General features: G+C 66.3%; 21 protein-coding genes. 12 read left to right on the forward strand and 9 right to left on the reverse strand.

What is annotated here, in order from left to right; genetic code table 11:
• Nucleotides 1-67 precede the first annotated feature (67 nt).
• A complete protein-coding gene (locus tag ACQP1G_RS45520) occupies nt 68-1,018 on the reverse strand; it encodes an oxidoreductase (protein ID WP_433196883.1) in 951 nt (316 codons plus the stop codon).
• A gap of 249 nt (nt 1,019-1,267) precedes the next feature.
• Nucleotides 1,268-2,047, reverse strand: coding sequence for a FadR/GntR family transcriptional regulator (locus ACQP1G_RS45525; protein ID WP_433196885.1), 780 nt, complete (start codon nt 2,045-2,047; stop codon nt 1,268-1,270).
• A gap of 109 nt (nt 2,048-2,156) precedes the next feature.
• Between ACQP1G_RS45525 and ACQP1G_RS45530 the strand changes: the two genes are divergently transcribed.
• The 3 genes from ACQP1G_RS45530 to ACQP1G_RS45540 all read left to right on the forward strand — a co-directional run bounded on the left by ACQP1G_RS45530 (nt 2,157) and on the right by ACQP1G_RS45540 (nt 5,419).
• Nucleotides 2,157-3,641 (forward strand): ABC1 kinase family protein, encoded by a 1,485-nt coding sequence (locus ACQP1G_RS45530; protein ID WP_433196887.1) that lies wholly within the window; start codon nt 2,157-2,159, stop codon nt 3,639-3,641.
• A gap of 238 nt (nt 3,642-3,879) precedes the next feature.
• Nucleotides 3,880-4,659: a 2OG-Fe(II) oxygenase family protein gene (locus ACQP1G_RS45535; RefSeq protein WP_433196889.1), complete on the forward strand. Its 780-nt coding sequence runs from the start codon at nt 3,880-3,882 to the stop codon at nt 4,657-4,659.
• Nucleotides 4,643-5,419 carry an SDR family NAD(P)-dependent oxidoreductase gene (locus tag ACQP1G_RS45540; protein WP_433196891.1) on the forward strand — a complete coding sequence of 259 codons (777 nt, stop codon included), beginning with the start codon at nt 4,643-4,645 and terminating at the stop codon, nt 5,417-5,419. Before ACQP1G_RS45535 ends, ACQP1G_RS45540 begins: the two co-directional genes overlap by 17 nt.
• Before the next feature lies 1 nt (nt 5,420).
• Here ACQP1G_RS45540 and ACQP1G_RS45545 read toward each other — a convergent pair whose 3' ends face one another.
• Nucleotides 5,421-6,269, reverse strand: coding sequence for an SDR family NAD(P)-dependent oxidoreductase (locus ACQP1G_RS45545; protein WP_433196893.1), 849 nt, complete (start codon nt 6,267-6,269; stop codon nt 5,421-5,423).
• Nucleotides 6,270-6,593: 324 nt separating this feature from the next.
• Between ACQP1G_RS45545 and ACQP1G_RS45550 the strand changes: the two genes are divergently transcribed.
• Complete coding sequence (locus ACQP1G_RS45550) at nt 6,594-8,966, forward strand: flippase-like domain-containing protein (RefSeq protein ID WP_433196895.1); 2,373 nt, start codon at nt 6,594-6,596, stop codon at nt 8,964-8,966.
• Here the strand turns inward: ACQP1G_RS45550 and ACQP1G_RS45555 are convergent.
• Nucleotides 8,963-9,673, reverse strand: a complete 711-nt coding sequence (locus tag ACQP1G_RS45555; RefSeq protein ID WP_433196897.1) for a methyltransferase domain-containing protein — start codon at nt 9,671-9,673, stop codon at nt 8,963-8,965. The two genes, ACQP1G_RS45550 and ACQP1G_RS45555, sit on opposite strands and share 4 nt — an antisense overlap.
• Before the next feature lie 105 nt (nt 9,674-9,778).
• Here ACQP1G_RS45555 and ACQP1G_RS45560 point away from each other — a divergent pair, with 105 nt between their 5' ends.
• The gene (locus tag ACQP1G_RS45560; protein WP_433196899.1) at nt 9,779-10,453 is read left to right on the forward strand and encodes a TetR/AcrR family transcriptional regulator; all 675 of its coding nucleotides are present in this window, start codon (nt 9,779-9,781) and stop codon (nt 10,451-10,453) included.
• 17 nt (nt 10,454-10,470) lie between these two features.
• Here ACQP1G_RS45560 and ACQP1G_RS45565 read toward each other — a convergent pair whose 3' ends face one another.
• Nucleotides 10,471-11,076 carry a cysteine hydrolase gene (locus ACQP1G_RS45565; protein ID WP_433196901.1) on the reverse strand — a complete coding sequence of 202 codons (606 nt, stop codon included), beginning with the start codon at nt 11,074-11,076 and terminating at the stop codon, nt 10,471-10,473.
• Nucleotides 11,077-11,134: 58 nt separating this feature from the next.
• Entirely contained in the window at nt 11,135-12,706 is a 1,572-nt protein-coding gene (gene fadD5 / locus ACQP1G_RS45570) for a fatty-acid--CoA ligase FadD5 (RefSeq protein ID WP_433196903.1), read from the reverse strand.
• 339 nt (nt 12,707-13,045) lie between these two features.
• On the opposite strand from fadD5, the gene ACQP1G_RS45575 reads away from it, so the two are divergent.
• Entirely contained in the window at nt 13,046-14,023 is a 978-nt protein-coding gene (locus ACQP1G_RS45575; RefSeq protein ID WP_433196905.1) for an NAD(P)H-dependent flavin oxidoreductase, read from the forward strand.
• An 88-nt stretch (nt 14,024-14,111) separates the two neighbouring features.
• On the forward strand, nt 14,112-14,750 hold the full coding sequence (locus ACQP1G_RS45580; protein WP_433196907.1) for a Uma2 family endonuclease: 639 nt from the start codon (nt 14,112-14,114) through the stop codon (nt 14,748-14,750).
• A 146-nt stretch (nt 14,751-14,896) separates the two neighbouring features.
• Here ACQP1G_RS45580 and ACQP1G_RS45585 read toward each other — a convergent pair whose 3' ends face one another.
• Nucleotides 14,897-15,850: an MBL fold metallo-hydrolase gene (locus ACQP1G_RS45585; RefSeq protein ID WP_433196909.1), complete on the reverse strand. Its 954-nt coding sequence runs from the start codon at nt 15,848-15,850 to the stop codon at nt 14,897-14,899.
• A 190-nt stretch (nt 15,851-16,040) separates the two neighbouring features.
• On the opposite strand from ACQP1G_RS45585, the gene ACQP1G_RS45590 reads away from it, so the two are divergent.
• From ACQP1G_RS45590 to ACQP1G_RS45610, 5 genes are all read left to right on the forward strand, one after another.
• Nucleotides 16,041-16,310 (forward strand): acyl carrier protein, encoded by a 270-nt coding sequence (locus ACQP1G_RS45590; protein WP_433196911.1) that lies wholly within the window; start codon nt 16,041-16,043, stop codon nt 16,308-16,310.
• On the forward strand, nt 16,307-21,670 hold the full coding sequence (locus tag ACQP1G_RS45595) for an SDR family NAD(P)-dependent oxidoreductase (protein WP_433196913.1): 5,364 nt from the start codon (nt 16,307-16,309) through the stop codon (nt 21,668-21,670). Before ACQP1G_RS45590 ends, ACQP1G_RS45595 begins: the two co-directional genes overlap by 4 nt.
• On the forward strand, nt 21,667-23,352 hold the full coding sequence (locus ACQP1G_RS45600; RefSeq protein WP_433196915.1) for a fatty acyl-AMP ligase: 1,686 nt from the start codon (nt 21,667-21,669) through the stop codon (nt 23,350-23,352). The genes ACQP1G_RS45595 and ACQP1G_RS45600 overlap by 4 nt, the downstream gene beginning before the upstream one ends.
• Before the next feature lie 65 nt (nt 23,353-23,417).
• Nucleotides 23,418-23,834 (forward strand): hypothetical protein, encoded by a 417-nt coding sequence (locus ACQP1G_RS45605; RefSeq protein WP_433196917.1) that lies wholly within the window; start codon nt 23,418-23,420, stop codon nt 23,832-23,834.
• A complete protein-coding gene (locus tag ACQP1G_RS45610) occupies nt 23,831-24,967 on the forward strand; it encodes a cation:proton antiporter (protein ID WP_433196919.1) in 1,137 nt (378 codons plus the stop codon). The genes ACQP1G_RS45605 and ACQP1G_RS45610 overlap by 4 nt, the downstream gene beginning before the upstream one ends.
• Before the next feature lie 108 nt (nt 24,968-25,075).
• On the opposite strand, the gene ACQP1G_RS45615 is transcribed toward ACQP1G_RS45610, so the two are convergent.
• Both ACQP1G_RS45615 and ACQP1G_RS45620 read right to left on the reverse strand, forming a co-directional pair.
• Entirely contained in the window at nt 25,076-25,483 is a 408-nt protein-coding gene (locus ACQP1G_RS45615; protein WP_433196921.1) for an RNA-binding S4 domain-containing protein, read from the reverse strand.
• Nucleotides 25,484-25,485: 2 nt separating this feature from the next.
• A complete protein-coding gene (locus tag ACQP1G_RS45620; RefSeq protein ID WP_433196923.1) occupies nt 25,486-26,091 on the reverse strand; it encodes a C40 family peptidase in 606 nt (201 codons plus the stop codon).
• Between the last annotated feature and the right edge of the window lie 111 nt (nt 26,092-26,202).

Consider the following 26,202-nt stretch of genomic DNA (forward strand, 5'->3'; position numbering starts at 1 on the left):
GACAGATCGGTGCCACCCGCCCCAGCGGACCAGCCGGGGCGGGTGGCCGTCTTTGCGCGCGTGGTGATCAGGTCGTCGAGAAGTCGTATCGCACACCGGTGAGTTGCTCACTGAGCCGCCACAGTCTGCGCGCGGTCCAGCGGCTGTTGACCAGCGGATTGCGCGGTGCCCGCCGCGGATATCCGGCGACCTCGAATCCCGGTCCCACATAAGAGTTTCCGCGCAGATCCGGCACCGTCGCGGCATACAGCTGCGGCAGCGCGCCCATTCGGTCGGACTGGGCGAGCGCGAACAGGATCGTCTGCGGGATCGCCGCCAATATGCCGCGCACCCCCTTCTCACCGTTCAAGTCGTAGAGATGGGTCGCCGATATTCCGGGATGCGCGGCAACGGCATGCAGAGTTGTCCCGGCCGCGCGGGCCCGGCGATCGAGTTCGGCGGTGAAGAGCAGATTGGCCAGCTTGGACTGGCAGTATGCGGGCCAGCGCAGGTAGACCCGCTCCCAGTTCGGGTCGAGCCAGTTGATCGCGCCACCCCATGCGGCCACCGACGATACCGTCACCACTCGCGGCCGGCCGGCACGTAAGAGTGCGGGCAGGATAGCGCCGGTGAATGCGAAGTGCCCGAGGTGGTTGGTGCCGAATTGGGCGTCGAATCCGTCGGCGGTGCGCGAGCGCGGCACCGCCATCACGCCCGCATTATTGATGAGCAGATCGATCCGGCCGACGGTGTCGTTGACATATGCCGCGGCCCGCCGGACGGAAGCCAGATCGGCCAGATCCAGCTGCAGCACTTCGGGTTTCGGCCCGGTGGCCACCGCGGTGACGGCGTCCAGCGCCGCGGCCGCCTTCCTTTGGTTGCGGCAGGCCAGCAGCACATGCGCGCCCCTGCCCGCCAATGCCTCGGCGGTGCGCAGGCCGAGACCGCTGTTCGCCCCCGTGACCACGACGGTCTTACCGGACTGATCGGCGATATCGGCAACGGTCCAGCGGCGCGGCAGGATTGGTATCGATGTCACAGAGACCTCCCGGTCGGAAAGGAATCGGCTCGCGGACTAGGCCGCTTCATCGTTGCGTACCAAGCCCCGCAGTCATCGGAGGCTGCGCTCGTCATTGAAGGGATGTCATCCGGACCCACCAACGTCTCAGACAGGCGGACCGGGTCGGTGATCTTGTCCGGCCTCCGCAACACCGCACCCCTCGGGCGGCATTGAATCGAGTCGATACATCAATGACCCAGACAGTGTAATCGGCGGAGTCGGGAGCGATCAGGCCGTCGCCGCGTGCGCCGCATCCTCGTGGCCGTCGGTCGCGACACCGAGCAACTCCTCGAACCGGTTGATCACCTTCTCGTGATACAGCCCGAACAGATCCTCGAACAGCGCGAGCTGCGCATCGGACGGGCCGGAACCGGAGTCCCATACCGCGACCAACGCACGCCATACCAATACATGCAGATCGGCAGCGCCCGCGAAGTAGGCCTCGACGGCCTCGGGTACCTCGAGCACCATCTCGCCGATGGAGTTCATGATCGCGCGCTGCATGCTCAGCCCGAGTGCGGTGAGCAAGCGGCGGACCAGGCCGACCTCGATGGCCAGAATCTGCCGGAAGTCGGGAACATCCTGCCGGGCAAGCGATTCCATTTCATCGATCTCAGCCTTGAGCTCGGCCGGGTCGATCTCCTGCTCGCTACCGGTGTAGGCGAGCAGCGCCTCCATCACGATGCCGCGCTCCACCTCGACGATGTCGCGGAACATCTCATTGGCCACATCCGGCATCGGAACCGAGAACCGGAACAGGTGCCGATACACATCGATGCCGCCCGCCTCACGGACATCGCGGATCGTGAACCCCTTGCCGCGTCGCGCCTCGACGAATCCGTACGATTCCAGCCGACCGAGGGTCAGCTGTGCGGTCGCGCGGTTCATATCGAACTCCTCCGCGACCTGACGCACCGACGGCATCAAATCCCCTGGCTGATATTCCCCCGCGGCAACCCGGCGTGCCAGCTCATCGGCAACGTCGGCGACTACCGTCTGGGATCCCATCGAGATGCCACCTTTCGACTCGGTTCCGAATACGTCCCAGACAGTCTAAGCCCTGCTGTGCGAGACTGCACCTGTGTAACACTTGTCGGCGTGCAGTGTGAGGTGAGTCATGGCCATTCAGCGTGGCAACGGTCGGCCGACCGAGAGTTCGACGACTAGAAGTGCACGCCTGTTCGCGGCGAATCCGAACGGCAAACCCCCAGTTCGCACCGCAGTTCGCAATGCGAAGCTAGCCGCACTGCCGGTCGCCTTCGCGGGTCGCCGGGCCGCGGGTGTCGGCAAGCGCGCGCTGGGCAGACCAGCCAGTGAGGTCGATCGCGAAATTCAAATGCGCACCGCCCAGCACATTTTCGAGGTACTCGGCGAGCTGAAGGGCTGCGCCACGAAACTCGGCCAGCTGCTCGCCATCTACCAACTCGCGCTGCCGCGGGAACTCGCCGAACCGTACAAGATCGCGCTGAGCCAACTGCAGGATTCCGCGCCCGCGATGCTGCCGCGCTCGGTGCACGCGGCGATGGCCGCCAATATGGGGGAGAACTGGCGTTCGCAGTTCCGGGAATTCGACGATCGGCGGGCAGCCGCCGCATCGCTCGGTCAGGTGCACCGCGCGGTATGGCACGATGGCACGCCCGTCGCGGTGAAGGTCATGTATCCCGGTGGCAAGCAGGCGGTCGCGAACGATCTGGACCAGCTGCGCCGCATCTCTACCCTGGCAACGGTTTTCGTGCCGGGCGCCGACGTCAAGGGTGTCACCGAGGCGATCTGCGCCTGCGTGCTCGACGAACTCGACTATGCGGCCGAGGCCGACTACCAGCGGGCATTCGCGGCAGCCTATGCCGACGATCCGGATTTCTACATTCCGCGCGTGGTCGAACAGCGCGGCGATGTGCTCATTACCGAATGGCTCGACGGCACACCCCTGCCGCGCATCATCGCCGCCGGAACGCGCGCCGAACGTGATCGGGTGGGTATGCAGCTGGTCCGGTTCATGGCATCCAGCTGGATCCGCAGCGGTCTGCTCTACGGCGATCCGCATCCCGGCAATTTCCGGGTGCTGCCGGACGGGCGACTCGGCGTGGTCGACTTCGGGGCGTGTGCGCCGTGGCCGGCCGAGGGTTTCGAGGAGTGGGCGTTCGACTATTGCGATGCGTTGTTCAACGGTGGGCCAACGGATTTGGAGGCGGCGGCCCGACGGCACGGCTTCTGCGAACCCGGCCGCACACTCGATGCCGAGGACCTGTTCGACATGGTCGTGCCGTGCATCGAGCCCTTCCAACACGCGACCTATCGGTTCACCACGCGATGGCTGCGCAAACAGGTGTTGCGAGTGACGAACCCGCGGCTGTCCAATGCGCTGCGCCAGGCCACTATGCCCGCGCACTACACACCGTTCGCGCGCTCGATGCTCACATTGATCGGTGCGATCGGCCAGCTGGAGACCGAGGGCCCGTTCCGCGACGAGGTCGGCCGCTGGCATCCGACGCTGCACGAGTTGGTCACCCGGCCCGTCGAGGAGGGCGCACCGCCGGTCGATCTGGCGGTGGCGCGGCGCAAGCGAGCCGAGCAGGCCGCACATCGCATGTCGGTCGGTTGACCTGCCACAACTGCTCTGACCTGCAACGACGCACTATCTACGACAGTGTCGTCTCAGACAGTTGAGTCTGTACGACCGGGCAGCCGCCGCGGGGCGCCGACACCTGCGACGAAGGAATCACCGATGAAGCACACGCGAAGGTCGTTCCACACCCGGCGATCTTCGCAATTGCCCGGCGGCGCATGGACTCCGGACCTACCCGTTAGGATCGCGATGGTTATTCGGGAGGGATTTGACGTTGTCTGGGGTAGCTGAGTCCGCGGTGCCGCAGTGGTTCGCGGAACTGTTCGCGCATCGGCGCTGGATTCGCCGGGTCGACCCGTTTCCGCATGTTTATGCCAGGGATGTATTCGTGCCGGAGTTCTATCTGCGGCTGACCGACGAGCTGGCGCGGGTGCGCCGGGAGCGGCCGGAAGCGTTCGGATCGGTGGCCGTTGATTACGGTGCGGTCGGGGCCCAGCTGGCCGAGTTGCGGGACGGACCGCTGGCGCTGTTCCTGTCCCGGGAATGGCACGATCTGATCGCCCGTATCGCCGGGGTGGCGACGACCGGCGATGTCGAGGGGTCCGTGCACCATCATCCGCCGGGCAGCCCGCAGGGGTGGCCGCACAACGATCTGAATCCGGCCTGGTTCAAGGATCCGGCGCCCGGTCTCGACGAGGTCGGGACGGTGACTCCGGAGGTTGATCTGAAGACCGGCGCGCGGACGCCGGAGGTCTTCGCACGGGAGACCGTGCGCGCGGTGGCGGTGCTGTTCTATTTCGGCAATCCGGACTGGCGGCCCGGCGACGGCGGCGAGACCGCGCTGTACGCGCAGCTCGGTGCGAATCCGGTTCCCGCACTGACGATTCCGCCGATGGATAATTCGCTGCTGCTGTTCGAATGCACACCGCGTTCGTGGCATGGGTTCATCGGCGGTAACACCGTGGCGCGCAATTGCGTGGTGATGTGGCTGCACCGACCGAAGGAAGACGTGGTGCGGCGATGGGGAGGAAACAGCATTGCGCAGTGGCACTGAACGCCGGGTATGTCTGCTGACCGGAGCCGGTGGCGTGCTCGGCGATACCTTTTGCCGCGGTCTGTACACCGACTACGACATCATCGCGGTGTGCCGCAACCGCACACCCGCCGCACCGTCACAGCTGGAATGGTTCGTCGACCCCTTCGAACCGGAAATGCCGGTGCCGGAGAATGATTCGAGAATCTTTGTGATCAAGGCGGAGCTGGCCGAAGAGGGCGAGATCGAGCGCGTCGTCGATCTCGCCCTGGCCCGGTTCGGTCACGTCGATCTGCTGGTCAACAATGCCGCACACAGCCGATTTCAACCGCGCGGCATCGTCGACGGCGACACGACATCAGACGAATTCGAATCCCATTTCGCGGTCAATGTCGGTGTGCCGCTACGGTTGTCGGCCCGACTGGCCCAGCGTGGCTGGGTGCACGCCCTGGATGAGAATCGGGCGCGCAACCGCAATATCGTGAATGTCTCCAGCATTTCGGGCTCGCGGGTGTACCCCGGCGGACAGGCGCTCTACGCGGCGTCCAAGGCGGCGCTCAACCAGCTGACCCGGCATATCGCCGCCGAATTCGAGGAGTTCGGGGTGCGGGCGAATGCGATCGCGCCCCACGGCTTTCCCTCGATCGTGCCGACCGAACAAGTGGTGCGGGCCATCGTCGAACTCGATCGCGGCGATATGACCGGCGAGGTCTTCAGCGTCGGTGTCGAAGTCGAGGATGCCGGCGGCGGGCGTCACGCACTCGGTGCGGACGCCAGCTGACCTACGTCGCCGAACTCGGCACGCCGGTGATCTCCTCGGACATCACCCAAAGCCGTTGCGCGAGATCTGGATCCACCGCCTGCCTATTGCGCGGCTCCTCCACCTTGAACCGGTGGAAGTACTTGCCGCCGATGTCGTCCTGCGTCGTCGCCAGGTGCACCAGCGGATCCGCGCCCTTATCGGGCCGGATGAAGAAGGGCCGCGACAGCGGGGAGCGGATGAACGCGCCGATGCCGAGCGGGGCGTTGTCGTAGACGTGGGTGGCGACCACACCGGGATGGAAGGCGGCGGTGACCAGCCCGGTGCCCTCGGTGCGACGGGCCAGTTCCCTGGTGAAGATGATATTCGCGAGCTTGGAGGTGCCGTAGACGGCCAACTGGTTGAACGAGCCGGTCGAGGCATTGACGGTGTCGAGATCCAGCTTCGCCATCCGGTAGGTCGTGCTCGCGGTATTGACGACCCTGGCCTGCGACTGCACCAACCGCTCCAGCAGCAGACTGGTCAGCAGAAACGGCGACAGGTGGTTGACCTGGAAGGTCAGTTCGTTGCCGTCATCGGTAACAGTGCGTTTCGCCCACGCGCCGCCCGCGTTATTCGCGAGCACATCGATGCGCGGATAGCGGTCGAGGAGTTGATCGGCGAGCTTGCGCACCTCGTCGAAGCGGGCGAAATCGGCGATGAACGATTCGGCGCCGACCCGCGCCGCCACCTCGGCGGTACGCTCCGGCGAGCGCCCGACCACCGCGACGGTCGCGCCGCGCGCCACCAGCTTCGCCGCCGCTTCCGCGCCGATGCCCGAGCTGGCGCCGGTCACCACCACTGTCTTGCCGGATAGATCCTGTGCTGCCATGTCCTGCTTGCCTCCTGGTCGTCGTGCCCGGCACTCGGACAATGCCCGGCTGCCGACTTATCCGACCTGATCGTCATCGGGTTGCACGGATTCGGCAAGACCCACCGGTCGGGCGAGCGGCGCACAAGTCGGATCGGCGAGAACCCGACCACCGCGCTGCTGTGTATCGTGCCTGCGTACGCAACAACTGATCTAGAACGAACACGGGTAACTCGCCGGGGACGCCCAGAACCCGGCCATTTCGGGGACCGCCGGCCCGCAACGGTAGGTTAGGGACACCCTACGACCGGCACAAGGCCCGGAGAGGCGGAGGAGCGCCACGAGATGCGAGTCGATGGGCGGGAGATCCCGGTCGCGGGGAGCCTGCTGCAACCGCTGATCCGACGGACCAGTGACATCATCCGCGTCGTACTGGCGGCCCTGTGGGTCGGTGTAGTCGTCGCCGCCTCGCTGATCACCCGGCCGGAATGGCTGGCGCTGGAGCGGTCGGTCTCGAATATCGTCGGGTTCCTCAATCCGGACCAGTCCAATCTGGTGTATCTGGTCTACGGCATGGCGATTCTGGCGCTGCCGTTCGCGATTCTCATCGAGTTGATCATCGGCAGGCAGTGGAAACTGCTGGCGGGCTATGCCGCGGCAGGATTGGTCGCCGGTCTGCTGCTATCGATCACCGGCACGGGACTGTCTGCGCCGCAATGGCATCTGCAGGTCCCGGACCGGCTCGATACCTTTCTGTCGCAGTTCCTGGACGATCCGCGCTGGATCGCGATGCTGGCCGCGGTGCTGACCGTCTCCAGTCCCTGGCTGCCGACCCGGGCGCGGCGCTGGCTGTGGTTCCTGCTGCTGGCGTTCGCGCCGATCCATCTGGTGGTCAGCACGGTGGTGCCCGCGCGGGCCATGTTCGGACTCGCCGTCGGCTGGCTGGTCGGCGCGGTGATCGTGCTGGTCGTCGGCACACCGGCGCTGGAGGTGCCGCTGGACGCGGCGGTGCGGGTGCTGGCCAAGCGCGGACATACGGTTACCGCGTTCACCGTGGTGCATCCGGCCGGACGCGGTCCGCTGGTGCTCGCCGCCGCCATCGACGGTCCGGAACGCGAATTGACCGTCGAGATGTACGGCAAGAACCAGCGCAGCTTCGGCGCGCTGCGCCAACTGTGGCGCTGGCTCACCTTCCGCACCAGCGAAACGGCCGCGCTGCACGGTTCCATGCATCGCGCCGTCGAACATCGCGCGCTGATGGCCGTCGCGGTCGGCGAACTGGAGCTCGCCGCCATGGAGCAGGTCGCCGTCGCGGCGCTGGAGCGCGGCTGGATCCTGTACGCGCACACCATGCCCCGGGGTACGCCGCTCGCCGAGCACTCCGACGAGGTGCTCACCGGCGTGTGGAAATCGCTCGCGGCACTGCACCGCGGCCAGATCTCGCACGGTGACCTGCGGCCGGCGGAGATCCGAATCGAGAACGGCGCCACCTTGTTCGGCGGCTTCGCCAGCGCGGAGTTCGGCGCCTCGGCTAAGCAACGGCAGTCCGACGTCGCCCAGTTGCTGGTGTCGACCACGGCGGTCTTCGGCAAGGAAGCCGCGGTACGCACCGCCATCGACACGCTCGGCGAGCCGACGGTGCTGACCGCGGCGAGCCGACTCACCAAGTCCGCCATGCCCGCCGGGATCAAGAAAACGATTCCGGACTGGGGCGAGATGGTCTCCTCGGCCCACGACGAGGTGCGCAGGCAAACCGGGCAGGACAAGATCGAAGCCGAGCAGATCACCCGGTTCAGCCGCAACCAGATCATCCAGCTGGTACTGCTGATCGGCCTGGTCTACGTCGCCTATCCGTTCATCAGTGCGGTGCCGACCTTCTTCTCACAGCTGCGCACCGCCAACTGGTGGTGGGCGCTGTTCGGATTGGCGGTTTCGGCGCTGACGTACGTCGGTGCGGCGGCGGCACTGTGGGCCTGCGCCTCCGGCCTGGTCAGCTTCCGCAATCTGGTGATCATGCAGATCGCCAATACCTTCGCCGCGACGACGACACCGGCCAGGGTCGGCGGTCTGGCCCTGAGCGTGCGGTTCCTGCAGAAGGGCGGACTCGGCGCGGTGCGGGCCACCGCCGCGGTCGCACTGCAGCAGGCGGTGCAGGTGATCACCCACATCAGCCTGTTGATCCTGTTCAGCGTGGCGGCGGGCACCTCGGCGAATCTTTCGCATTTCGTGCCCGACGCCACCGTGCTCTATCTGGCGGCCGGTGTGGGTGTCGGCATCATCGGCACCTTCATGTTCGTGCCGAAACTGCGCCGCTGGCTGCACAATTCGGTGCGCCCGCAATTGCAGGAGGTGCTCGGCGAACTCGGCAATCTGGCCCGGGATCCCAAGCGCTTCCTGGTGATCGTGCTCGGATGTGGCGCCATCACGCTCGGCCAGGCGCTGGCGCTGTGGGGCAGCGTCGAGGCGTTCGGTGGGGGCGCGTCGTTCATCACCGTCACCATCGTCACGATGATCGGTGGCACCCTCGCCTCGGCCGCGCCCACACCCGGCGGCGTCGGCGCGGTCGAGGCGGCGCTGATCGGTGGTCTGGGGGCTTTCGGCCTGCCCGCGACTATCGCGGTGCCGTCGGTGCTGCTCTACCGCGTGCTCACCTGCTGGCTGCCGGTGTTCTGCGGCTGGTTCACCATGCGCTGGATGACCGCGAAGGACATGATCTAGGCGCCCTTGGTCGCCAGCAGCACGCCGGTCGTCGGCGCGATCGCCGTGAAATCGACCGTCCTGAATCCGGCTTCCCGCAACGCTTCTCGATAACGGCGGATGTCGATGGCCGATAACGGGTCCGCCTGGTGTCCGGCCGCGTGCGGGTCATCGGTGCGGTGTGCCGCGAATCGGGACATGATCCGGACCACCGCGGGCAGCACCAGCCCGGTCGGGTGGGTATCGGCGAGCAGCAGTCTGCCGCCGGGACGGAGCACACGGAACATATGCGCCAGGGATGAGGCGCGCTCGGCCTCCGGAATGTGATGCATGACGAAGGTCGAGGTCACCACATCGACCGAGGCATCGGGCAGATTCAGCGACTGCGCCGCGCCCACCTCGAATCGACAATTGGGCAGGGTCTCGGCGCGGCCGGTCGCATAGTCGATCATCTGCGCCGACGGGTCGATGCCGAGCACGCGACCGGACGGACCGACTCGTTCGGCGAGCGCTCGGACGAGCTGGCCTGGACCGCAACCGATATCGACGGCTTGCTCGCCTGCGGCGGCACCGGTCAGCTCGACGAGCCGAGTATTCAGTGCACCGACCCGGCCGAGCAGGAAGGCCGATTTGACCGCGAGATAGCCACGCGGTTTGGTGATGAGGATGCCGATCTCGGAGTTCGGGTCAGCATGTGCGGCAATGGACTGTTGTCTGTTTCCGGTCATGTGTTCACAATCGGACTCGGTACCCGGAACAACCAGAAGCAAATCAGCGGAATCTGTACCGTTGGGGACGGATTCGCACCATCTGTACGGAAACGTGAGGACGAGATGAGCGGCAGCACCGATCGCCGGGTCCGGCGAACCAAGAGTCTGCTGCATCGGGCTTTGATCGAGCTGATGATCGAATGTGGCTACGACCGGATCACCTTGCAGGACATCCTGAATCGCGCCGATGTCGGTCGCTCGACGTTCTACGCGCATTTCCGCGATAAAGACGATCTGCTGCTGGTCAGCAGCACCGAATATCTGCGCGCCGCAGTTGCCGATGCCGGTTCGGCGGCCGGTGACCCGGACGCACCGGAGTACTCGGCACCACTCGCGCCGCTGTACACGCTGTTCCGGTTGGCATCGGCGAATCCCGAGGTCTATCGGGCACTGCTGGGGCGAAGGGCGACCGGGGTGTTGTTGCGTTCGACGCGGCGAATGGTGGAAGAGATTCTCACCGAACAGCTCTCGGGTCGGCTGGATATGGACGACGAAGAATTCGCGGTGACGATGACATTCCTGTCCTGGGGTGTGGTCGGCCTGCTCGGCTCGATCGCGGACGCGGAGCCACCGCTGCCCGCAGCCGAGACCTACCGGCGGCTGACGGATCTGGTCGGCCCCGGGCTGGAAATCCGGGTCGTGCGACCAGCGGACCCGTCACGCATGGGAGGCCGCCTTCCCACGGGCGGAAAGGCGGCCTTCGGTGCGGGCGAAGTCAGTTGGCGCGCGGGCCGATAACCAGGGTCCGAATCACGTCATCGCGGACCGATCAGTTCGAGCGCTTGGTCGGCGGTGCGGCAACCGGCCGTGGTCAGTTCGAGATTCGCCAACGATGCCGCAGACGTTTCGGGACTCACGGCAGCGACGCAGTCCGAGATCGGATAGACGGTGAAACCCAGATCGGTTGCGTTCCTCGCGGTTTGCTCGACGACGAGGTTGGTCGCGACACCGGTCACGAATACTGTGTCGATGCCGTGCTCGTCGAGCCATTCCGGCAGCAGGCAACCCGCCAACCCGGACAGCTTCTGATTGTCGAATACCGCGGTCGGCTGCTCGATCATCTCCGGGATCAGCTGGGTGCCCGGCGAATCCGGCCGGAACTCGGTCTGCGCCGCGGCCACCGACCGCATGAATCCGGTATTGCGGACCAGACCACCCTCGCCGACCGGAATCGTGAACCGCAGGAACGCCACCGGCAGTCCCCGCTCGGCCACCGCAGCGTGGAAGCGCACCGCTCGCGGTACGACGCCGCTGGCCGCGACCGGACCGGCCAGCATCGGCCCGAAGAACCCTTCGGGCCGAATCACATTTACCTGCCAATGCAGCGCAAGGACGGCGGCGCGGATGCGTGGGATCGCCATGCAGTGATCTTCACGCATTCGCGCCGCCGCTGTCCACGATTTCGTCGCAAACCCGCACTCAGGATGAATAGTCCTTGCGCAGTTGGACTTTCACGACCTTGCCGCTGGCATTGCGCGGCAGTTCGGCCACGATCACCAGATCCTTGGGGTGCTTGTAGCGCGCCAGATTCTCGTTGAGGAACGGCGTCAGCTCGTCCAGGGTGAGTTCTGTGTCCGGATCGTCAAGGGCGACAACGGCAACCGGCACCTCACCCCACTTCTCGTGTGCCCGGCCGACCACCGCGGCCTCGCGGATCTTCGGATGCGCGAAGAGCACATTCTCCACCTCGGCACAGTAGATGTTCTCGCCGCCGGAGATGATCATGTCCTTCTTGCGGTCGACCACCCAGAGGAAGCCCTCCTCGTCGGCGCGGACCAGATCACCGGAGTGGAACCAGCCGCCGGCGAAGGCGTCGGCGGTGGCCTCCGGCTTATTCCAGTAGCCCTGCATGAGAGTCGGTCCGCGATAGACGATTTCGCCGATCTCACCGGGCGCGACATCGTTCATCTCATCGTCGACGACGCGGGCCTGGATGGTCGGGATGGGTTTGCCGACCGAGCCGAGCTTGCGGATCGCGTCCTTGCCCTCCAGCACACAGGTGATGGGCGACATCTCGGTTTGGCCGAAGACCGCGACATTGACCGCGTCCGGGAAGCAGTCGGCCATGGCCCGCAGCACGGTATCGGAGGCGGGTGCGGCACCCCAGCTGAGCATCTTCAGCGCGAGTTCGCGCTGTTTGACCGTCGGCTCCTCGCAGATCATCTGCCACTGCGCGGGCACGCAGAAGGCGGTGGTCGCCTGCTCGCGCTCGACGGCATCGAGGAATTCGGTGGGGTCGAACGCGCCGAGCGGATGCAGTACCGTCTTGCCGCCGAGCAGGAAATACGGTGCGAGGCTGCCGATTCCGGCGATGTGGAACAGCGGCGAGGTGCAGAAGCCGACCGAGTCCGGAGCAATATCCGTGGCCCGAATACAGGTCAGCGCTTGGGCATTCATATTCGCGTGCGAGAGCACCGCGCCTTTCGGACTGCCGGTGGTGCCCGAGGTGTACATGATCAGCGCGGGAGTGTCTTCGGGAATGTCGAGGGGTGTATGCGGTGCACCGCCCTCGGCCAGCACATCGTCGTAGCCGAGTACGCCGTCGGCGCTCTGGCCGCCGATCACGATGCAGGTCGCCAGTTCGGGTGCCTGGCCCTGTACGGCCGTGGCCAGCGGCTGCAGCATGGTGTCGGTGACGATTGCTTTGGCGCCGGAGTCGCTGACGATATAGCCGACCTCGGGTGGCGTGAGTCGGAAGTTCACCGGGACCGCGATGGCGCCGAGTGCGTTGATGCCGAAGACGGCCTCGAGGTATTCGGGATAGTTCAGCGCCAGGATCAGCACCCGATCACCGAAGCCGATACCGCGCCGGGCGAGTGCGTCGGCGAATTTCAGCGAACGCTCGTGCAACTGTCGCCAGGTGGTGTCCCCACCACGGAACCGCACGGCGACCGCATCCGGGCGCATCTGCGCATGCGACGCGATCTGGTTGTTCCAATGGTTGCGCCGCGACCTGAGCGGCTCATCGAGCGCCTCTGCACCGGTGGTCATGCCACGAACTCCTCTCGGACCGCCAAGCGTGCGCCGGTGTATCCGACGGCGTCGACGGGCTGACTCGAGAGCAGAATAACAACTAACTTCTTCGGCGGGCAAGAGACCAAGATATGAATCGCTGTTAATTGCCCCAGCGGAGGGTTTGGCGGTCAAAAAGATCTTCTAGCTGCACATTTACCGATGATCGCAACGATTACTCCGACGATTCGATTGCGCAAACCCGGCCTTATAATGCGAATCCCGGCTTACTTACGAGTTGAACCGCGGGTGATTCTCGTGTCACCATCACTGCGTAAGGGCGGACCGGCTCGCCCCGCAACGCATAGGAGAAGCGCAATGCTGCGTACCAGGTTCACCGAGATGTTCGGCGTCGAACACCCGATCGTGCAGGGCGGCATGATGCATGTCGGCCGGGCCGGACTCGTCGCGGCGGTCGCCAATGCGGGCGGCCTCGGCTTCATCACCGCACTGACCCAGCCCACCCCCGAGGACCTGCGCAAGGAGATCGCGCGCACCAGAGAGCTGACCGATAAACCGTTCGGCGTCAACGTCACGATCCTGCCGTCGATCAACCCGCCGCCGTACGCCGAATACGTGCAGGCGATCATCGACAGCGGCGTCGAGATCGTCGAAACCGCGGGCAGCAATCCAGAGCCCTTCCTGCCGTACTACCGGGAGGCCGGAATCAAGGTGCTGCACAAGTGCACCAGCGTGCGGCATGCGTTGAAGGCGCAGAAGATCGGCGTCGACGGCGTCAGCATCGATGGTTTCGAATGCGCGGGACATCCGGGTGAAGACGATATTCCCGGCCTGATCCTGATTCCGGCCGCCGCGCGGGTACTCGATATTCCGATGATCGCCTCCGGCGGTATCGCCGATGCCCGCGGTCTGGTGGCCGCGCTCGCCCTCGGCGCCGACGGCGTCAATATGGGCACGCGCTTCCTGTGCACCCAGGAGTCGACGATCGATCAGAAGGTCAAGGAGCAGATCGTCGCCAACTCCGAACTCGACACCCAGCTGATCTTCCGGACCATGCGCAATACCGCGCGCGTCGCGGATAACGAGATCAGCCGCAAGGTCGTCGAAATCGAGAAGGCCGGAGGCACTTTCGATGATGTCCGGGATCTGGTCGCTGGCGCGCGCGGGCGCCGCGTCTTCGATGAGGGCGATCTCGACGCGGGCATCTGGTCCGCCGGCCTGGCCCAGGGTTTGATCCACGACATTCCGTCCTGTGCCGAACTCATCGACCGAATGGTTTCCGAGGCCACGGAACTGATCACCGCCCGCCTGGCCGACGCGGTGGTCGTCGGCTAACGCAGGCGGCGATCGTCGTAGGTCAGCCTGCCGCCCAGCGACCGGCTGACCTACGATGACCTCGACTACCAACCGAAGGACGGTCATCGTGTCGGAAGCGTTCGACTGGTCTCTACCGAAGACTTACATCCTGCCGGTGGATATAGACGATTACCTGTCCATGCCAGAGGACATGGCGCGCAATGTCGAGATCAGAGACGGAATGATCATCCATTGCGAATCTGCGTCGCCAAATCACAACGCGATAGCGCGCAATATCGAACGTGCGCTGTTGGATGGGCATGCCAAACGCGGCTCGGCGGAGCTGTGCCTGCGGGTCAACCGGGATGTGGACATGTTGGTCTCGGAGGTCCCCTTCCACTACAAGCGGCCTGATGTCATTGTCTACCGCTGCATCGATGAGCCTCGACCGAAATGGCGGAGGAAGCCGATGGCCGCGGACGCCGTGCTGGTAGTCGAGGTCGTCTCGCCGACCACGATCACCGCTGACCTGGTCGACAAACGTGCCGAATATGCCCGGTTCGGGATCCAGAACTACTGGATCGTTCGGATGGCCAATGAGGACGGTCCTGCGGTTTCGATCGAGATGCTGACGCTCAACTCTGCCGGAGAATACGTCTCGGCCGGGCATCGCACCCGATCGGACAGTTCTGCTCCCGCGATCGATTCGCTGGTTCCGTTCGAAGTTCACGCCACTTGGCAGCAACTCGACGAGGGTATCGACTGAATTCCGCCCGATCAGGCGGGGCCCTGAACACCGAACCCGCACAGCCGCCGCTCGAACCGCGCACGCTGCCCGGACACGCTCGGTTCCGGCACCGAAGATCGGCAAGAGGAAATCGGACCTCGCGGGCGGAGCCGCGTTCCGGACGGCTAACGGGCCGCCAGGGCTTCGACCGCCGCGTAGTCGTGGGCCGCGACGATCTCGATGCCTTCGGGCAGGGCGTGTAGTCGGTGGATGACGGCGAATGCGGCATCGCGATCGGCGTCGAACAACTGGCCGGGCATGGGGGCCTTCTCGCGGATCAGCTGCACCTGCAGTTTGTTCCATACCGCGTCGCCCGCGAGTAGGACGCGAGTGCCGTCGTCCAGCGCGAGTAGGACGCCGATGCTGCCCGGCGTATGTCCGGCGAGGTCGACCAGGAGCACTGAGCCGTCACCGAACAAGTCCAGGCTGCGTGGGAACGTGAGCACCGGAGGACCGTCGAGTTCGAAGGTGTCGAAGGTGCGCCCGTGCAGGGGCCCACGAGCAACGCCGACGGGGGCGTGTGGACCGTCGAGTGCCCACGCGCGTTCGGCCGCGGGCAGCCGAACCGTCACGGAATCGGGCAGTTCCAGCAGGCCGGAGATGTGATCCCAGTGCAGGTGGGTCGGCAGTACGAAATCGATGGCCTCGACGGCGATATCGCGGGCGGCGAGCGCATCGGAGAGGCCGAGCACCGGCTTATCCGGCGCAACCAGCAGCGGAATCGGAAACGGCAGCTCCGGCAGTACGCGATCGTGCACACCCGAACACAGGGCGGGATCGACCAGGAATCGCGCCTTCGGATGCTCGATCAGATAGGCGGCCATGGTCATCGGCAGTTCGCGCAGGCTGCGCACACCCTCCGCGACGATCGTGGTCGGGACGGCCATGCGGGCCTGCATCAGCACGGTGAGCCCGACGCTCGCCTCGGCCCGTGGTAGCGGCGCCGGGTCGAGTCCGGCCAGCAGCGCGGCATCGGGGCGACGCGGGCGCAGCAACCGTCCCGGAGTGGCCGCCAATGCGGCGCAGCATCGCAGCACGGTGGGCAGGGTCGGCGTCCGCTCGGTTCCTGATTCGGGCACGGTGTCACCGTAAGCGATCACGGCGGTTGGCGAAAGAACCGGGCAACCAGCACAGTTCCGGACAAATCAGGACAATTCACCCGCCTATCGTGGTCGGCGCAGAGACCTTGCTCGCGTCGATATCTACGGCATAATCGCAGGGGGTACCGCGCGGGGGCACCAGCCCTCGGGCAACGGGGTAGGAGGACAGATGGGGCTTGGTCTTCCGCACGGGCAGAGTGTTGTCCCGCGGCACGCGGCGCTGTTGAGCGCTGCCGTCACCGCCGTCGCCGAACTACTAGATGTCGACGCCGCCACGGTATCCACCGACGCGCCGTTCAGCGACCTCGGCCTGAGCTCGCTGCAATTGGCCCGGCTGACGGCGCATCTAGAAGATGCCATGGGAGTTGAGGTTTCGCTCACCGCCCTCTACGACCATCCGGACATCGAGCAGCTTGTCGAGCATCTCGCGATGCGATGACCACCACCGATACCGCCTCAGTCCGGCCGTATCCGCCGGTATCGATCGTGGGAATCGGCTGCCGGGTGCCCGGCGCGGCGGGAGTGACCGAATTCTGGCGCATGCTTCTAGCGGGCCGGGACGCCACCGGCGCACCCCCGCCTGGGCGGCTCGGCACTCGGCATGCCGGTTACCTCGCGGATGTCGACGCGTTCGATAACGACTGGTTCGCCATCTCCGGCCGAGAGGCCGCGTTGATGGATCCCCAGCAGCGGCTGGCGCTCGAAGTCGCGGTCGAGGCCATCGACGACGCCGGAATCGGCTACCGCACCAGGGGTTCCGGGGCCGCGGTGGTGTTCGGCGCCTGCGCCTACGATCACGGGATCGCGGTACTGAGCGGCGGCGGGCACGATGCGCCGTACGCGGTCACCGGATCGGCGCTCAGCATCATCGCCAATCGGCTCTCCTATGTCCTGGACCTGCACGGACCGAGTTTGGTGGTGGACAGCGCGTGCTCGTCCTCGCTGGCCGCGGTGGATCTCGCACTGCGTCTGCTCGCCGATGACGCGGTGCCCTTCGCGATCGTCGGCGGGGTGAATCTCACACTGCTGCCGCATACCTCCGAGTACCTGGCGGAGAGTGGTTTTCTCGCACCGGACGGGCGCTGTAAACCATTCGACGCCACGGCGGACGGCTATACCCGCAGTGACGGTTGCACCGTGGTGGTGCTGCGGCGCACCGCCGATGCCCTGCGGGACGGGCAGCGGGTGTATGCGGAGATACTCGGCGCTGCGGTCGGTTCGGACGGACGCTCCAATGGTCTGTACGCGCCGAATGGCCGCGCCCAGCAGGACATCATCCGAACCGCATGGGCCAGAGCCGGACTCGAGCCGCGCAGTGGCGGATATATCGAATGCCACGGCACCGGAACGCCATTGGGTGATGCCGTGGAGGTCGGCGCGCTCGCAGCCGTCGTCGGAGACGGCGCCGCCCCGACCTGGATCGGCTCGATCAAATCCAATATCGGCCATCTGGAGGCGGCCGCTGGTGTCACCGGAATGGTCAAGGCCGCGCTGTCCATCCGGCACGGTGTGATCGCCCCGACCATCAATTTCCACACCGAAAATCCATTGTTGCGGCTCGACGAACATGGACTGCGGGTGCCGACCGAGCCGATCGACTGGACCGGGACGCCGGTGGGTGCGCGGTGCGCCGGAGTCAGCTCATTCGGATTCGGGGGGACGAATGCGCATGTGGTGCTGCGCGGGATCGAACCCGAACGTCATCGCGGTTATGAACCGCCGGTATTGATTCCGGTTACCGGCCGCGACGTCGCGGAGCTGCGAACGCGGGCACGGCAGTGGGCCGAGTTGCTAGACGGCGCTGAGACGAGCAACGTATCGCGGGATGGCGCGGACTCAGATGTCGGCGCGGTTGCGACGAACTCCGTCGAGGACAGAGACATCCTTCGGCAATTCGCCGCTGCCACCGCACGATTGACACCGGAGTCCGCCCGAGCCGCGGTCCTCGCCCACAGCCCGAGCGATGCGGTGGCTCACTTGCGGGCACTCGCGGACGGCGACTCCGCTGCCGGGGTAATCGGTACGAGTTCGGTGCGGCGACGGGGCGGGGTGCTGTTCGTGTTCTCCGGGCAGGGTGGACAGTATCCGAAGATGGGACGGGCACTGGCAGCCCGCTATCCGGTATTCGCCGAGGCCGTGACCGAGGCCGCCGACGCGATCGTCGCGGCGGGCGGAGCCCGGGTGTGGACCCCGCGCAACGGATTCGCGCTCAGTGGTGCCGCGAGCAACGCCACCAGCGCCACGGAACTCGTACAACCGGCGATCTTCGCGTTCCAGGTGGCGCTGGCCGAACTGCTCGCCTCATGGGGCGTCGAGGCGGATGCGGTGGTCGGGCACAGTCTCGGCGAGGTCGCCGGTGCGGCGGTGAGTGGTTCGTTATCGCTCGCGGATGCGGCGCGAGTCGCGGTGCAGCGCAGCAGGATTCTGGCGCGTCTGGACGGACACGGCGCGATGGCGGTGCTGGAGGCGACACCGGATGAGGCGGCACGGCTGGTGGAACCACTGCACGCGACGGTGCGGATCGCCGCGATCAACGGCCCGCGTTCGGTCGTGATCTCCGGCGCGCCGCGCTATATCGACGCGCTGATCCGGCGGGCCAGACGGCGACAGATGTTCGCGCAGCGGATCGCCGTGGACTTCGCCGCCCACAGTCCACAGGTCGGCGCGCTGCGTCCGGAATTCCTCGATACGCTCGACGCACTCACCACTCGGGTGCCATCCGTGCCGGTGTATTCCACAGCGCGGCGCGGCGAAACCATCACCACGGCCGCGATGGACGCCGCCTATTGGGCCGACAACGCTTCGGGGGCCGTTGAACTGGCCGCGGCATTGAAGCAAGCCGCTCAGGACGGCTTCGCATCGGTAGTGGAGATCGCCCCACATCCCGTGCTGATAGCCGCGATTCGGGAGTATCCCGATTTCGCGGATGCGGCCTATGCGGTGGCCACCCGCGACGACGAGCCCGGTGCATTCCTGACCTGCATCGGCAAGCTCTACCTCGAAGGCCGACAGCTGAATTGGGCTGCGAACGGACCGTTCACGGCAGCACCGCCACCGAGACAATGGGCCAGACGCCAGTTTCCTCTGGTCACCACACTCGATGCTCGAGGTGCCGGATACCGGCGCACCGCAATCGGTCCCGGTGTCAACAGCGGCACCGCTCCTGGCATGAACGCCAACCACGGCACCGCTACGGATCCTGATACCGACCGGCTCGCCGCCGATATCCATATCGCGGACAGCCGAGATACCGACGATGCGAGCGCATCCAAGGTCTCCCTCGCCGAATCCGAGTTCCCCACCGATGATCTCGATGATCACGTGGTGCAGGGCATACCGACCGTCCCCGCGGTCTTTTGGCTGCTCAGACTGCTCGAGCTGGCGCGGGCGGGGCACATATCGACCGCGATCGCCGATTTCGTGGTGCACGAGCGGACCGATCTCGCGGCGCTGGCCACGGTCACCTACCGGAACACCGGAGGTGGAAAGCTACAGGCGGAGGTCACAGGCGCCGGGACGCTGGCTTCGGCACGGCTGGCCGGTGACCCCACACCCGGGGATATCGTCGCATGGATGCGGGTGGTCGACGCAAATCGGGCCGCGCGCAGACGGATGCGGGTGCTCGCACCAGCGGATTTCTACGACTCGCTGCGCGCACGTCACCTCGAATACGGTCCCGGCTTCCGGACGCTGCGCGGGATCGAGGCCGGGCCCGATTGTGCGGTGGGGTCGTTCGACTCCGCATCACCGCACAGCGCGGCGACCCTCGACGGCTGCCTACACCTGCTGGCCGCCGCGAGCCACGGCCACCTGCCCGACGACGCCATCCCGCTGCCGATCGGCATCGAATCCGCCTGGCTGTCCGCCGAACCGGAGCTAGTACTGCTGGAAGCCCATGCGTTCGTACACGATCGATCGGCCGACGGTCTGACCGGTGACATCATCGGCACCGATCAGCACGGCGTCCCGGTCCTCGCGCTGTCGGGTGTCCAGATCGCTTTCGCGGCCTTGCCCACGCGGCCCGAATCCACCACGCACGTCGGTTCTTTCCACCACGAAATGTGGATACCGTTCGCGTACCGTTTCTCGGTTGACAACGGCGACCGAGCACAGCGCCACCCTGATGCACAGCGCGCCTTGGTGATCGGCGAATCTCCGATCGCCGTCCGGCTGGCCACGGCACTGGACCGCACCCTGCCCACCGAACGGGTCGCCCGCCAACCGGATGCCGCCGGTCCGATCGTCTCCGCCGTCCTCGCCGCACGCACCGACTCCGCCCGCACCGCGGTGGTCGTGGTCTGGCCCGCCGAGGTCGACTCGACCGACGAATCCGACCGCGACGCCGGGCCCGCGAACGACACCGTGACCATTACCGCGCGCGTGCTGGATCTGCTGCAACGCGTGCATTCCGAAGACGCCACAGCATCTTTGACGGTCGTGCTCCCCCACGACGGCCGCACCGATCACCGACTCGGCGACCGCACGACACCGTCGGCAAGCCGACAGCTCGGGTCGAAACCGCCGGGCACCGTGCCGATGGCGGTGGCCGGACTGGTGCGATCGATGCAGCTCGAGTCGGGCCGTGCGGTGCGGCTGGTGTGGACCGATGCGGTGGAGACCGCCGTGCCCCGCCTAAGCGACCTCATCGTCGACACGGCCACGACGGCGTCCGCCGCCCAGGTGCTTCCTGATGAGATCCGCATCTCCGACGGCACCCTGGCCGTACGCCGTTTCGTCCCCGCCCGACCCCGGTCGACCACCCCGACACCCATCGACCCCAACGGCACCTATGTGGTCACCGGCGGCCTGGGTGCGCTCGGTTCGGTCGTGGTGCGCTGGCTGCTCGATGCCGGTGCCCATGATGTGGTGGTACTCACCCGCGCACCCCGCCCGGTGCCCGCGCTATTGGAAGGACTGGAGGACCGAATCGTCGTGGTGCGCTGCGACGCCGCCGACCGCAGCGATCTCGCCAACGCGCTCGATGACGTTCGGGAGTGCGGATCCACCATCCGTGGCGTCGTCCACGCCGCGGGGGCACTCGAGGATGCCACCTTCGACGCCGTCACCGTGCGTCAGCTCGCCCGCATGTTCGCGCCCAAACTGATCGCCGCTGGCAACCTCATCGAGCTCACCGCTACCGATCCGACCGACTTCGTGCTGCTGTTCTCCTCGGCCACCGGCGCACTCGGCGCGCCGGGTCAAGCCGCGTATGCCAGCGCCAATGCCGCGATGGACGCGCTCGCCCGCGCACATCCGGATCGGCGGGTACTGAGCATCGGCTGGGGCGTCTGGGATTCGGGACTCGCCGAAGTCGCAGGTGGCGCCCGCCATTTGCGACGCGCCGGAATTACCGCGTTCACTGTCCCGCGCGGCATCGAATTGCTGGCCCAGACAATGCATTACGACCAGCCGTACCTGCTCGCCCTCGATTACACACCGACCACCGATCCGGCTCCGGTCGCTACCCGCCTGCGCAACCTGCTCACCGACCGGTCGACAACCTCCCCTACACAGCCGAGCCCAACACCCCCGCAACATCATCCGGCCGAACCGCTCACCACGACCATCCGCACTGTTCTCGCCGCTACCCTCCACCTGGCCTCCGAACATCTGGATCCCGAAGCCGATTTCAACGATTTGGGCCTGAGTTCGCTGCTCGGCATAGAGATGCGGCGCCACCTCGAATCCCGCCTCGATATCCGGATCTCCACCGCCGAACTGTTCCAACACCCGACCATCACCGCACTCGGTGCGGCGCTGGCCGACCGTGTCGCCGCGAAATCCGCCGAGCTGCCGTGACTGCACCGCACGTCACCCCACCCGACGAACTCGCCAACCGCATCGCCGGGTGGGCACGGACTCGGCCCGACGGCGCTGCGTATACCGAGTTGCGCTACCGCGGACAGCAATGCGAGCCGGTCACACTGACCTACGGACAACTGCACATCGCGGCGGGCACACTGGCCCGAACACTCAGGGCTGCCAGCGATCCCGGCGATCGGGTGGCAATCCTCTGCGCCCATGGAATCGACTATGTCCTAGCGTTTCTCGCTTGCCTCTACAGCAACCGCATTGCGGTACCGCTGTTTCCACCCACCGCAGGTAGAAATCGGTCCCGGCTCGACGGAGTGCTCGCCGATGCCCGCCCGACAGTCAGCCTGATCTCGGCCGCCGACACCACGACCGGCGATATCTTGGGCCGGTCACTGGGCCGAGTGCTGGAGGTCGGACCAGGTGCCACCGGATCGGGCGAACCGATTGTCGATGCCATCCGAACGGATCCCGCTTACCTGCAGTACACCTCCGGATCGACCAAGGCTCCGGCCGGAGTCGAGGTGACCCACGCGAATCTCGCCGCGGCACTGGATCAATTGTGGACAGCCGTGCCCGCGGTACGCACCAAACCGGTGGTGTCGTGGCTGCCGTTCTTCCACGATATGGGTCTGGTGCTCGCCCTGTCGCTACCGCTCTATTCGGGGGTGCACGGTGTGACGATGGCACCCGCGGAATTCGTGAAGCGCCCTATCCGCTGGCTGCGCGCGCTCAGCGACTACCGCGCTGGTACCAGCGGCAGCCCCAATTTCGGCTTGGCCCTGGCGATCTCGGCGACCACATCCAAGGAGCGCGAAGGCTTGGACCTGTCCGGTCTCGACGCACTGCTCAACGGTGCGGAACCGATCCGCGCCGATGTACTGACCACTTTCACCGAAACCTGTGCCGTCCACGGATTCCGGCATCGGGCCCACACCCCGGGATACGGTCTGGCCGAGGCCACGTTGCCGGTCACCATCTGCGGTGTGCTCGACGAGCCCGTCTCCCACCGATTCGATCGAGCGGCCTTGGCGCAGGGCAGGGCACAGCCCGCGCAAGAAGGTGTTCCACTCGTCGGCTGCGGCGTTCCCGCTGGCCAGCAGGTTGCGGTGGTGGAGCCGACCCAGCGGATCGAGGTTGCGGCAGGCGCGGTCGGCGAGATCTGGGTCAGCGGCCCCAATATCTGCGCCGGGTACTACGGCAATCCGGTCGCGACCGCGGCGAGCTTCGGTGCCACACTGTCCGATAGCCACGAATCATGGTTGCGCACCGGCGATCTCGGCTTCTGGTACCAGGGCCAGCTCTATATCGCTGGCAGACTCAAGGACCTCATCGTCATCGACGGCCGCAACCACTATCCGGCCGATATCGAGACCACGGTGGCCGACTGCGCACCAGAGGTCCGGGTCGGGCACGTGACCGCGTTCGGGCACGATGACGGCCGCCGCGAGGATCTGGTGGTGGTCGCCGAACTCGCCGATCCGACGGCCACCGGATCACCGGAGCTGGCCGCGCTGACCCGCCGGATCCGAAATGCCATCGCGACCGCGCACGAGGTGACACCGGGCGACGTCGTCCTGGTGGGACCGGGCCGAATCCCCAAGACCTCCAGCGGCAAACTGCGCCGTGGCGAATGCCGGGCGCTCTACGGCGCCGGCCGCCTGGTCTAGGGCTCATACCGGAAACACCCGCCGATGTCCCCCTGCTCGCGCGCATCGAGCGCGATGATGGGCGGATGGCGACCGACATCATCCCCGTGACCTGGAAGGACGAGCCGGAGGAGCACGACTACCCGGCGGCCGCGGACTATCTGGAACTTCTTGCCGAACCAGATGTGGTCGACGCGGTGGTCGCGGATCTGCGCACCGCTCCGATCGTGCACAAGAAGGCCAAGGACATCCTGCGGGCCGCCGGATTGGAGCTGGTCTCGGCCGAGAATCCGTATGTCCGCCGCGATCTGATCAAGATCATTACCCGCAAGGCGCTCTCGCCGATCCTGCTGGTACGGGGCGACTTCCGCACCGGTGTGCCGATGGTGATCGCCGACGGCTACCACCGCGTCTGCGCTGTGCACTGGGCGGATGAGAATATTGCCATTCCGGCGAAGATCGCCCCCATGCCCGAGTGGCCCGGGAGCAGTCGCCACCGATGACCTTCTCCACCCTCGCCCTGGTCATCGTGCTCGGACTGAGCGGCCCGCTACTCGCGCTTCCACAGACCTGGCACATCCCGGTGATCCTCGGCGAACTGATCGCGGGCATCATCTTCGGCACCACCGGATTCGGCGTCCTGCACCCCTCCGACCCGATCTTCACCTTCCTCGCCGATATGGGTTTCGCCCTGGTCATGTTCGTCGCCGGTACCCACGTCCCGGTACGTGATCCGGCGGTCCGCACCGCACTCGGCCGCGGTGCGGTGCGAGCCGTACTGGTCGGACTACTCGCGACCGCAGCCGGTTTCGGCATAGCCCGCTGGTTCGATACCGGACACGGCGCGGTCTACGCGGTGCTGATGGCATCCTCGTCGGCGGCGCTGGTGCTGCCGATCATCGACTCGCTGGGGCTGCGGGGTAATCCGGTGCTCGCGCTGACCGCCCAAGTCGCGATCGCCGACACCGCGTGCGTACTGTCGCTGCCACTGGTGATCGATCCAGCGAACGCCGGTCGTGCGGCACTCGGCGCCGTCGCGGTGGCGGCGGCAGCGACGGTCCTGTTCTTCGTGCTGCGCAAACTGGAGTCGTCGGGTCGGCGGCGTCGGGTGCATCGGTTGTCCGAGGATCGGGCGTTCGCATTGGAGCTGCGAGTCAGTCTCGCGGTGTTGTTCACCTTGTGCGCATTGGCGACTCAGACCCGGGTGTCGATCATGCTCGCCGGATTCGCCGCCGGACTCGCTGTCGCCGGGATCGGCGAGCCGCGGCGCGTCGCCCGCCAACTCTTCGCCATCAACGACGGCTTCCTCGGCCCACTGTTCTTCGTCTGGCTGGGTGCCAGGCTCAACCTGCGCGAGTTCGGCGAGCATCCGCGACTCATCCTGCTCGGCCTGGTGCTCGGCATCGGGGCGGTACTGGTGCACTTCACGACCCGCGTCGCAGGACAGCCGATCGCCTTCGGCACCCTGGCCGCCGCACAGGTCGGCGTCCCGGTCGCAGCCGTCACGGTCGGCTCGCAACTGCACGTCCTGGTGCCGGGCGAGGCATCGGCCATGATGCTCGGCGCACTGTGCACCATCACGGCGGCAGCGTTCGCGGCCAGCCGAATCGCGGCCGCGAGCGCCCACACCGAATAGCGCCACACATCCACCAGCTCCGCGAGGCAACAGCTGATTTCGCGAGCACCTGGATAGAGCCGGAATCAAATCAGCGCGTTACGGTACCGGCGAGACTCGGGTGCAGCCTCAGTCTTCCGTGCGTCCGAGCAGACGGTCGGTGTCGCGGCGCTCGCGTTTGGTCGGCCGACCGGAGCCGCGGTCGCGGCGCGGCATGGTCGCAAGGATCTCCCGGGACGGCGGCGGCGGGCTGCGGTCGATCAAACAGAGTGCGGCGATCGGCGGGCCGACGCGTTTGACGACGATGCGCTCCACGATGACGATGCGCTCGATACCACCGGCGCGAATCCGCACCTCGTCACCCGGGCGAACATGCTGGGCCGGTTTGGCCGCAACGCCGTTCACCCGGACATGCCCGCCGCGACAGGCTTCCGCGGCGGCGGACCTGGTCTTGAAAAGACGCACCGCCCACGTCCACGAGTCCACACGGGCTTGTGTCGGGGCGGTGTTCTTGGTAGTCGGTTGGGCGGGTGCCACCCTTAGACCATACGGCGTGCCGTCACAACCATGTCGGGACGCAGCGAGGTGTAGGACACCGGCTGACCGGACTGGACCGCATTGAGCAGCTTGCCGTCGCCCGCGTACAGGCCGACGTGGCCGCCGCCGTTGGTCACGACGATATCGCCGGGCTGCAGGTTCTCGAAGGCGACCGGTGCACCGACGTGCGACTGTTCGAAGCTGGTGCGCGGCAGTTCGATACCGGCCTGCTTGTAGGCCCACTGGACCAGACCCGAGCAGTCGAAGCTGAACGGACCGGAGGCACCCCAGGAGTACTGCGCGCCGACCTTGGTCTTGGCGGCATCCAGCGCGACGTCACTGACGGTGTTCTGGTGGAACATCTGCGGCACGCCCGGAGTGAAGAAGCCGGGGACCTGCGGCACGCCAGCCTGCGGGGCGGCCTGCGGCGCGGGCGCGGCGGGCATCGAGGCGAGTGCCTGCGTGAGCTGCTGGCCCAGATCCTGTGCCTGCTGTTCGAATTCCTGCGGAACCGGCACGTCGAAGTCACCGATACCGGGGATGTTGATGGTGGCTGCCATCGCGGGGATCGCGGGCATCGCACCGGTAGATGCGGCCACTGCGCCCATGACGAGAGCACCCTTGACTGAATTGGGGAGCCGCGATTCCCGCTGCAAGCTGTGTTTACCCACCGAGCCGTATCTCCGATCTTTCTGCTCTTTCCGTCGACCGGGTCAGCT

Origin of the sequence: Nocardia sp. CA-107356 (genome assembly GCF_050946365.1) — a bacterium.
GTDB lineage: Bacteria > Actinomycetota > Actinomycetes > Mycobacteriales > Mycobacteriaceae > Nocardia.

Bases quoted from the DNA above. Each gene is read 5' to 3' on its own strand.
- ACQP1G_RS45525 (WP_433196885.1), bottom strand. From the start codon at position 2,047: ATGGGATCCCAGACGGTAGTCGCCGACGTTGCCGATGAGCTGGCACGC.
- ACQP1G_RS45530 (WP_433196887.1), top strand. From the start codon at position 2,157: ATGGCCATTCAGCGTGGCAACGGTCGGCCGACCGAGAGTTCGACGACT.
- ACQP1G_RS45545 (WP_433196893.1), bottom strand. From the start codon at position 6,269: ATGGCAGCACAGGATCTATCCGGCAAGACAGTGGTGGTGACCGGCGCC.
- ACQP1G_RS45550 (WP_433196895.1), top strand. From the start codon at position 6,594: ATGCGAGTCGATGGGCGGGAGATCCCGGTCGCGGGGAGCCTGCTGCAA.
- ACQP1G_RS45555 (WP_433196897.1), bottom strand. From the start codon at position 9,673: ATGACCGGAAACAGACAACAGTCCATTGCCGCACATGCTGACCCGAAC.
- ACQP1G_RS45560 (WP_433196899.1), top strand. From the start codon at position 9,779: ATGAGCGGCAGCACCGATCGCCGGGTCCGGCGAACCAAGAGTCTGCTG.
- ACQP1G_RS45565 (WP_433196901.1), bottom strand. From the start codon at position 11,076: ATGGCGATCCCACGCATCCGCGCCGCCGTCCTTGCGCTGCATTGGCAG.
- fadD5 (WP_433196903.1), bottom strand. From the start codon at position 12,706: ATGACCACCGGTGCAGAGGCGCTCGATGAGCCGCTCAGGTCGCGGCGC.
- ACQP1G_RS45575 (WP_433196905.1), top strand. From the start codon at position 13,046: ATGCTGCGTACCAGGTTCACCGAGATGTTCGGCGTCGAACACCCGATC.
- ACQP1G_RS45590 (WP_433196911.1), top strand. From the start codon at position 16,041: ATGGGGCTTGGTCTTCCGCACGGGCAGAGTGTTGTCCCGCGGCACGCG.
- ACQP1G_RS45595 (WP_433196913.1), top strand. From the start codon at position 16,307: ATGACCACCACCGATACCGCCTCAGTCCGGCCGTATCCGCCGGTATCG.
- ACQP1G_RS45605 (WP_433196917.1), top strand. From the start codon at position 23,418: ATGGCGACCGACATCATCCCCGTGACCTGGAAGGACGAGCCGGAGGAG.
- ACQP1G_RS45610 (WP_433196919.1), top strand. From the start codon at position 23,831: ATGACCTTCTCCACCCTCGCCCTGGTCATCGTGCTCGGACTGAGCGGC.
- ACQP1G_RS45620 (WP_433196923.1), bottom strand. From the start codon at position 26,091: ATGGGCGCAGTGGCCGCATCTACCGGTGCGATGCCCGCGATCCCCGCG.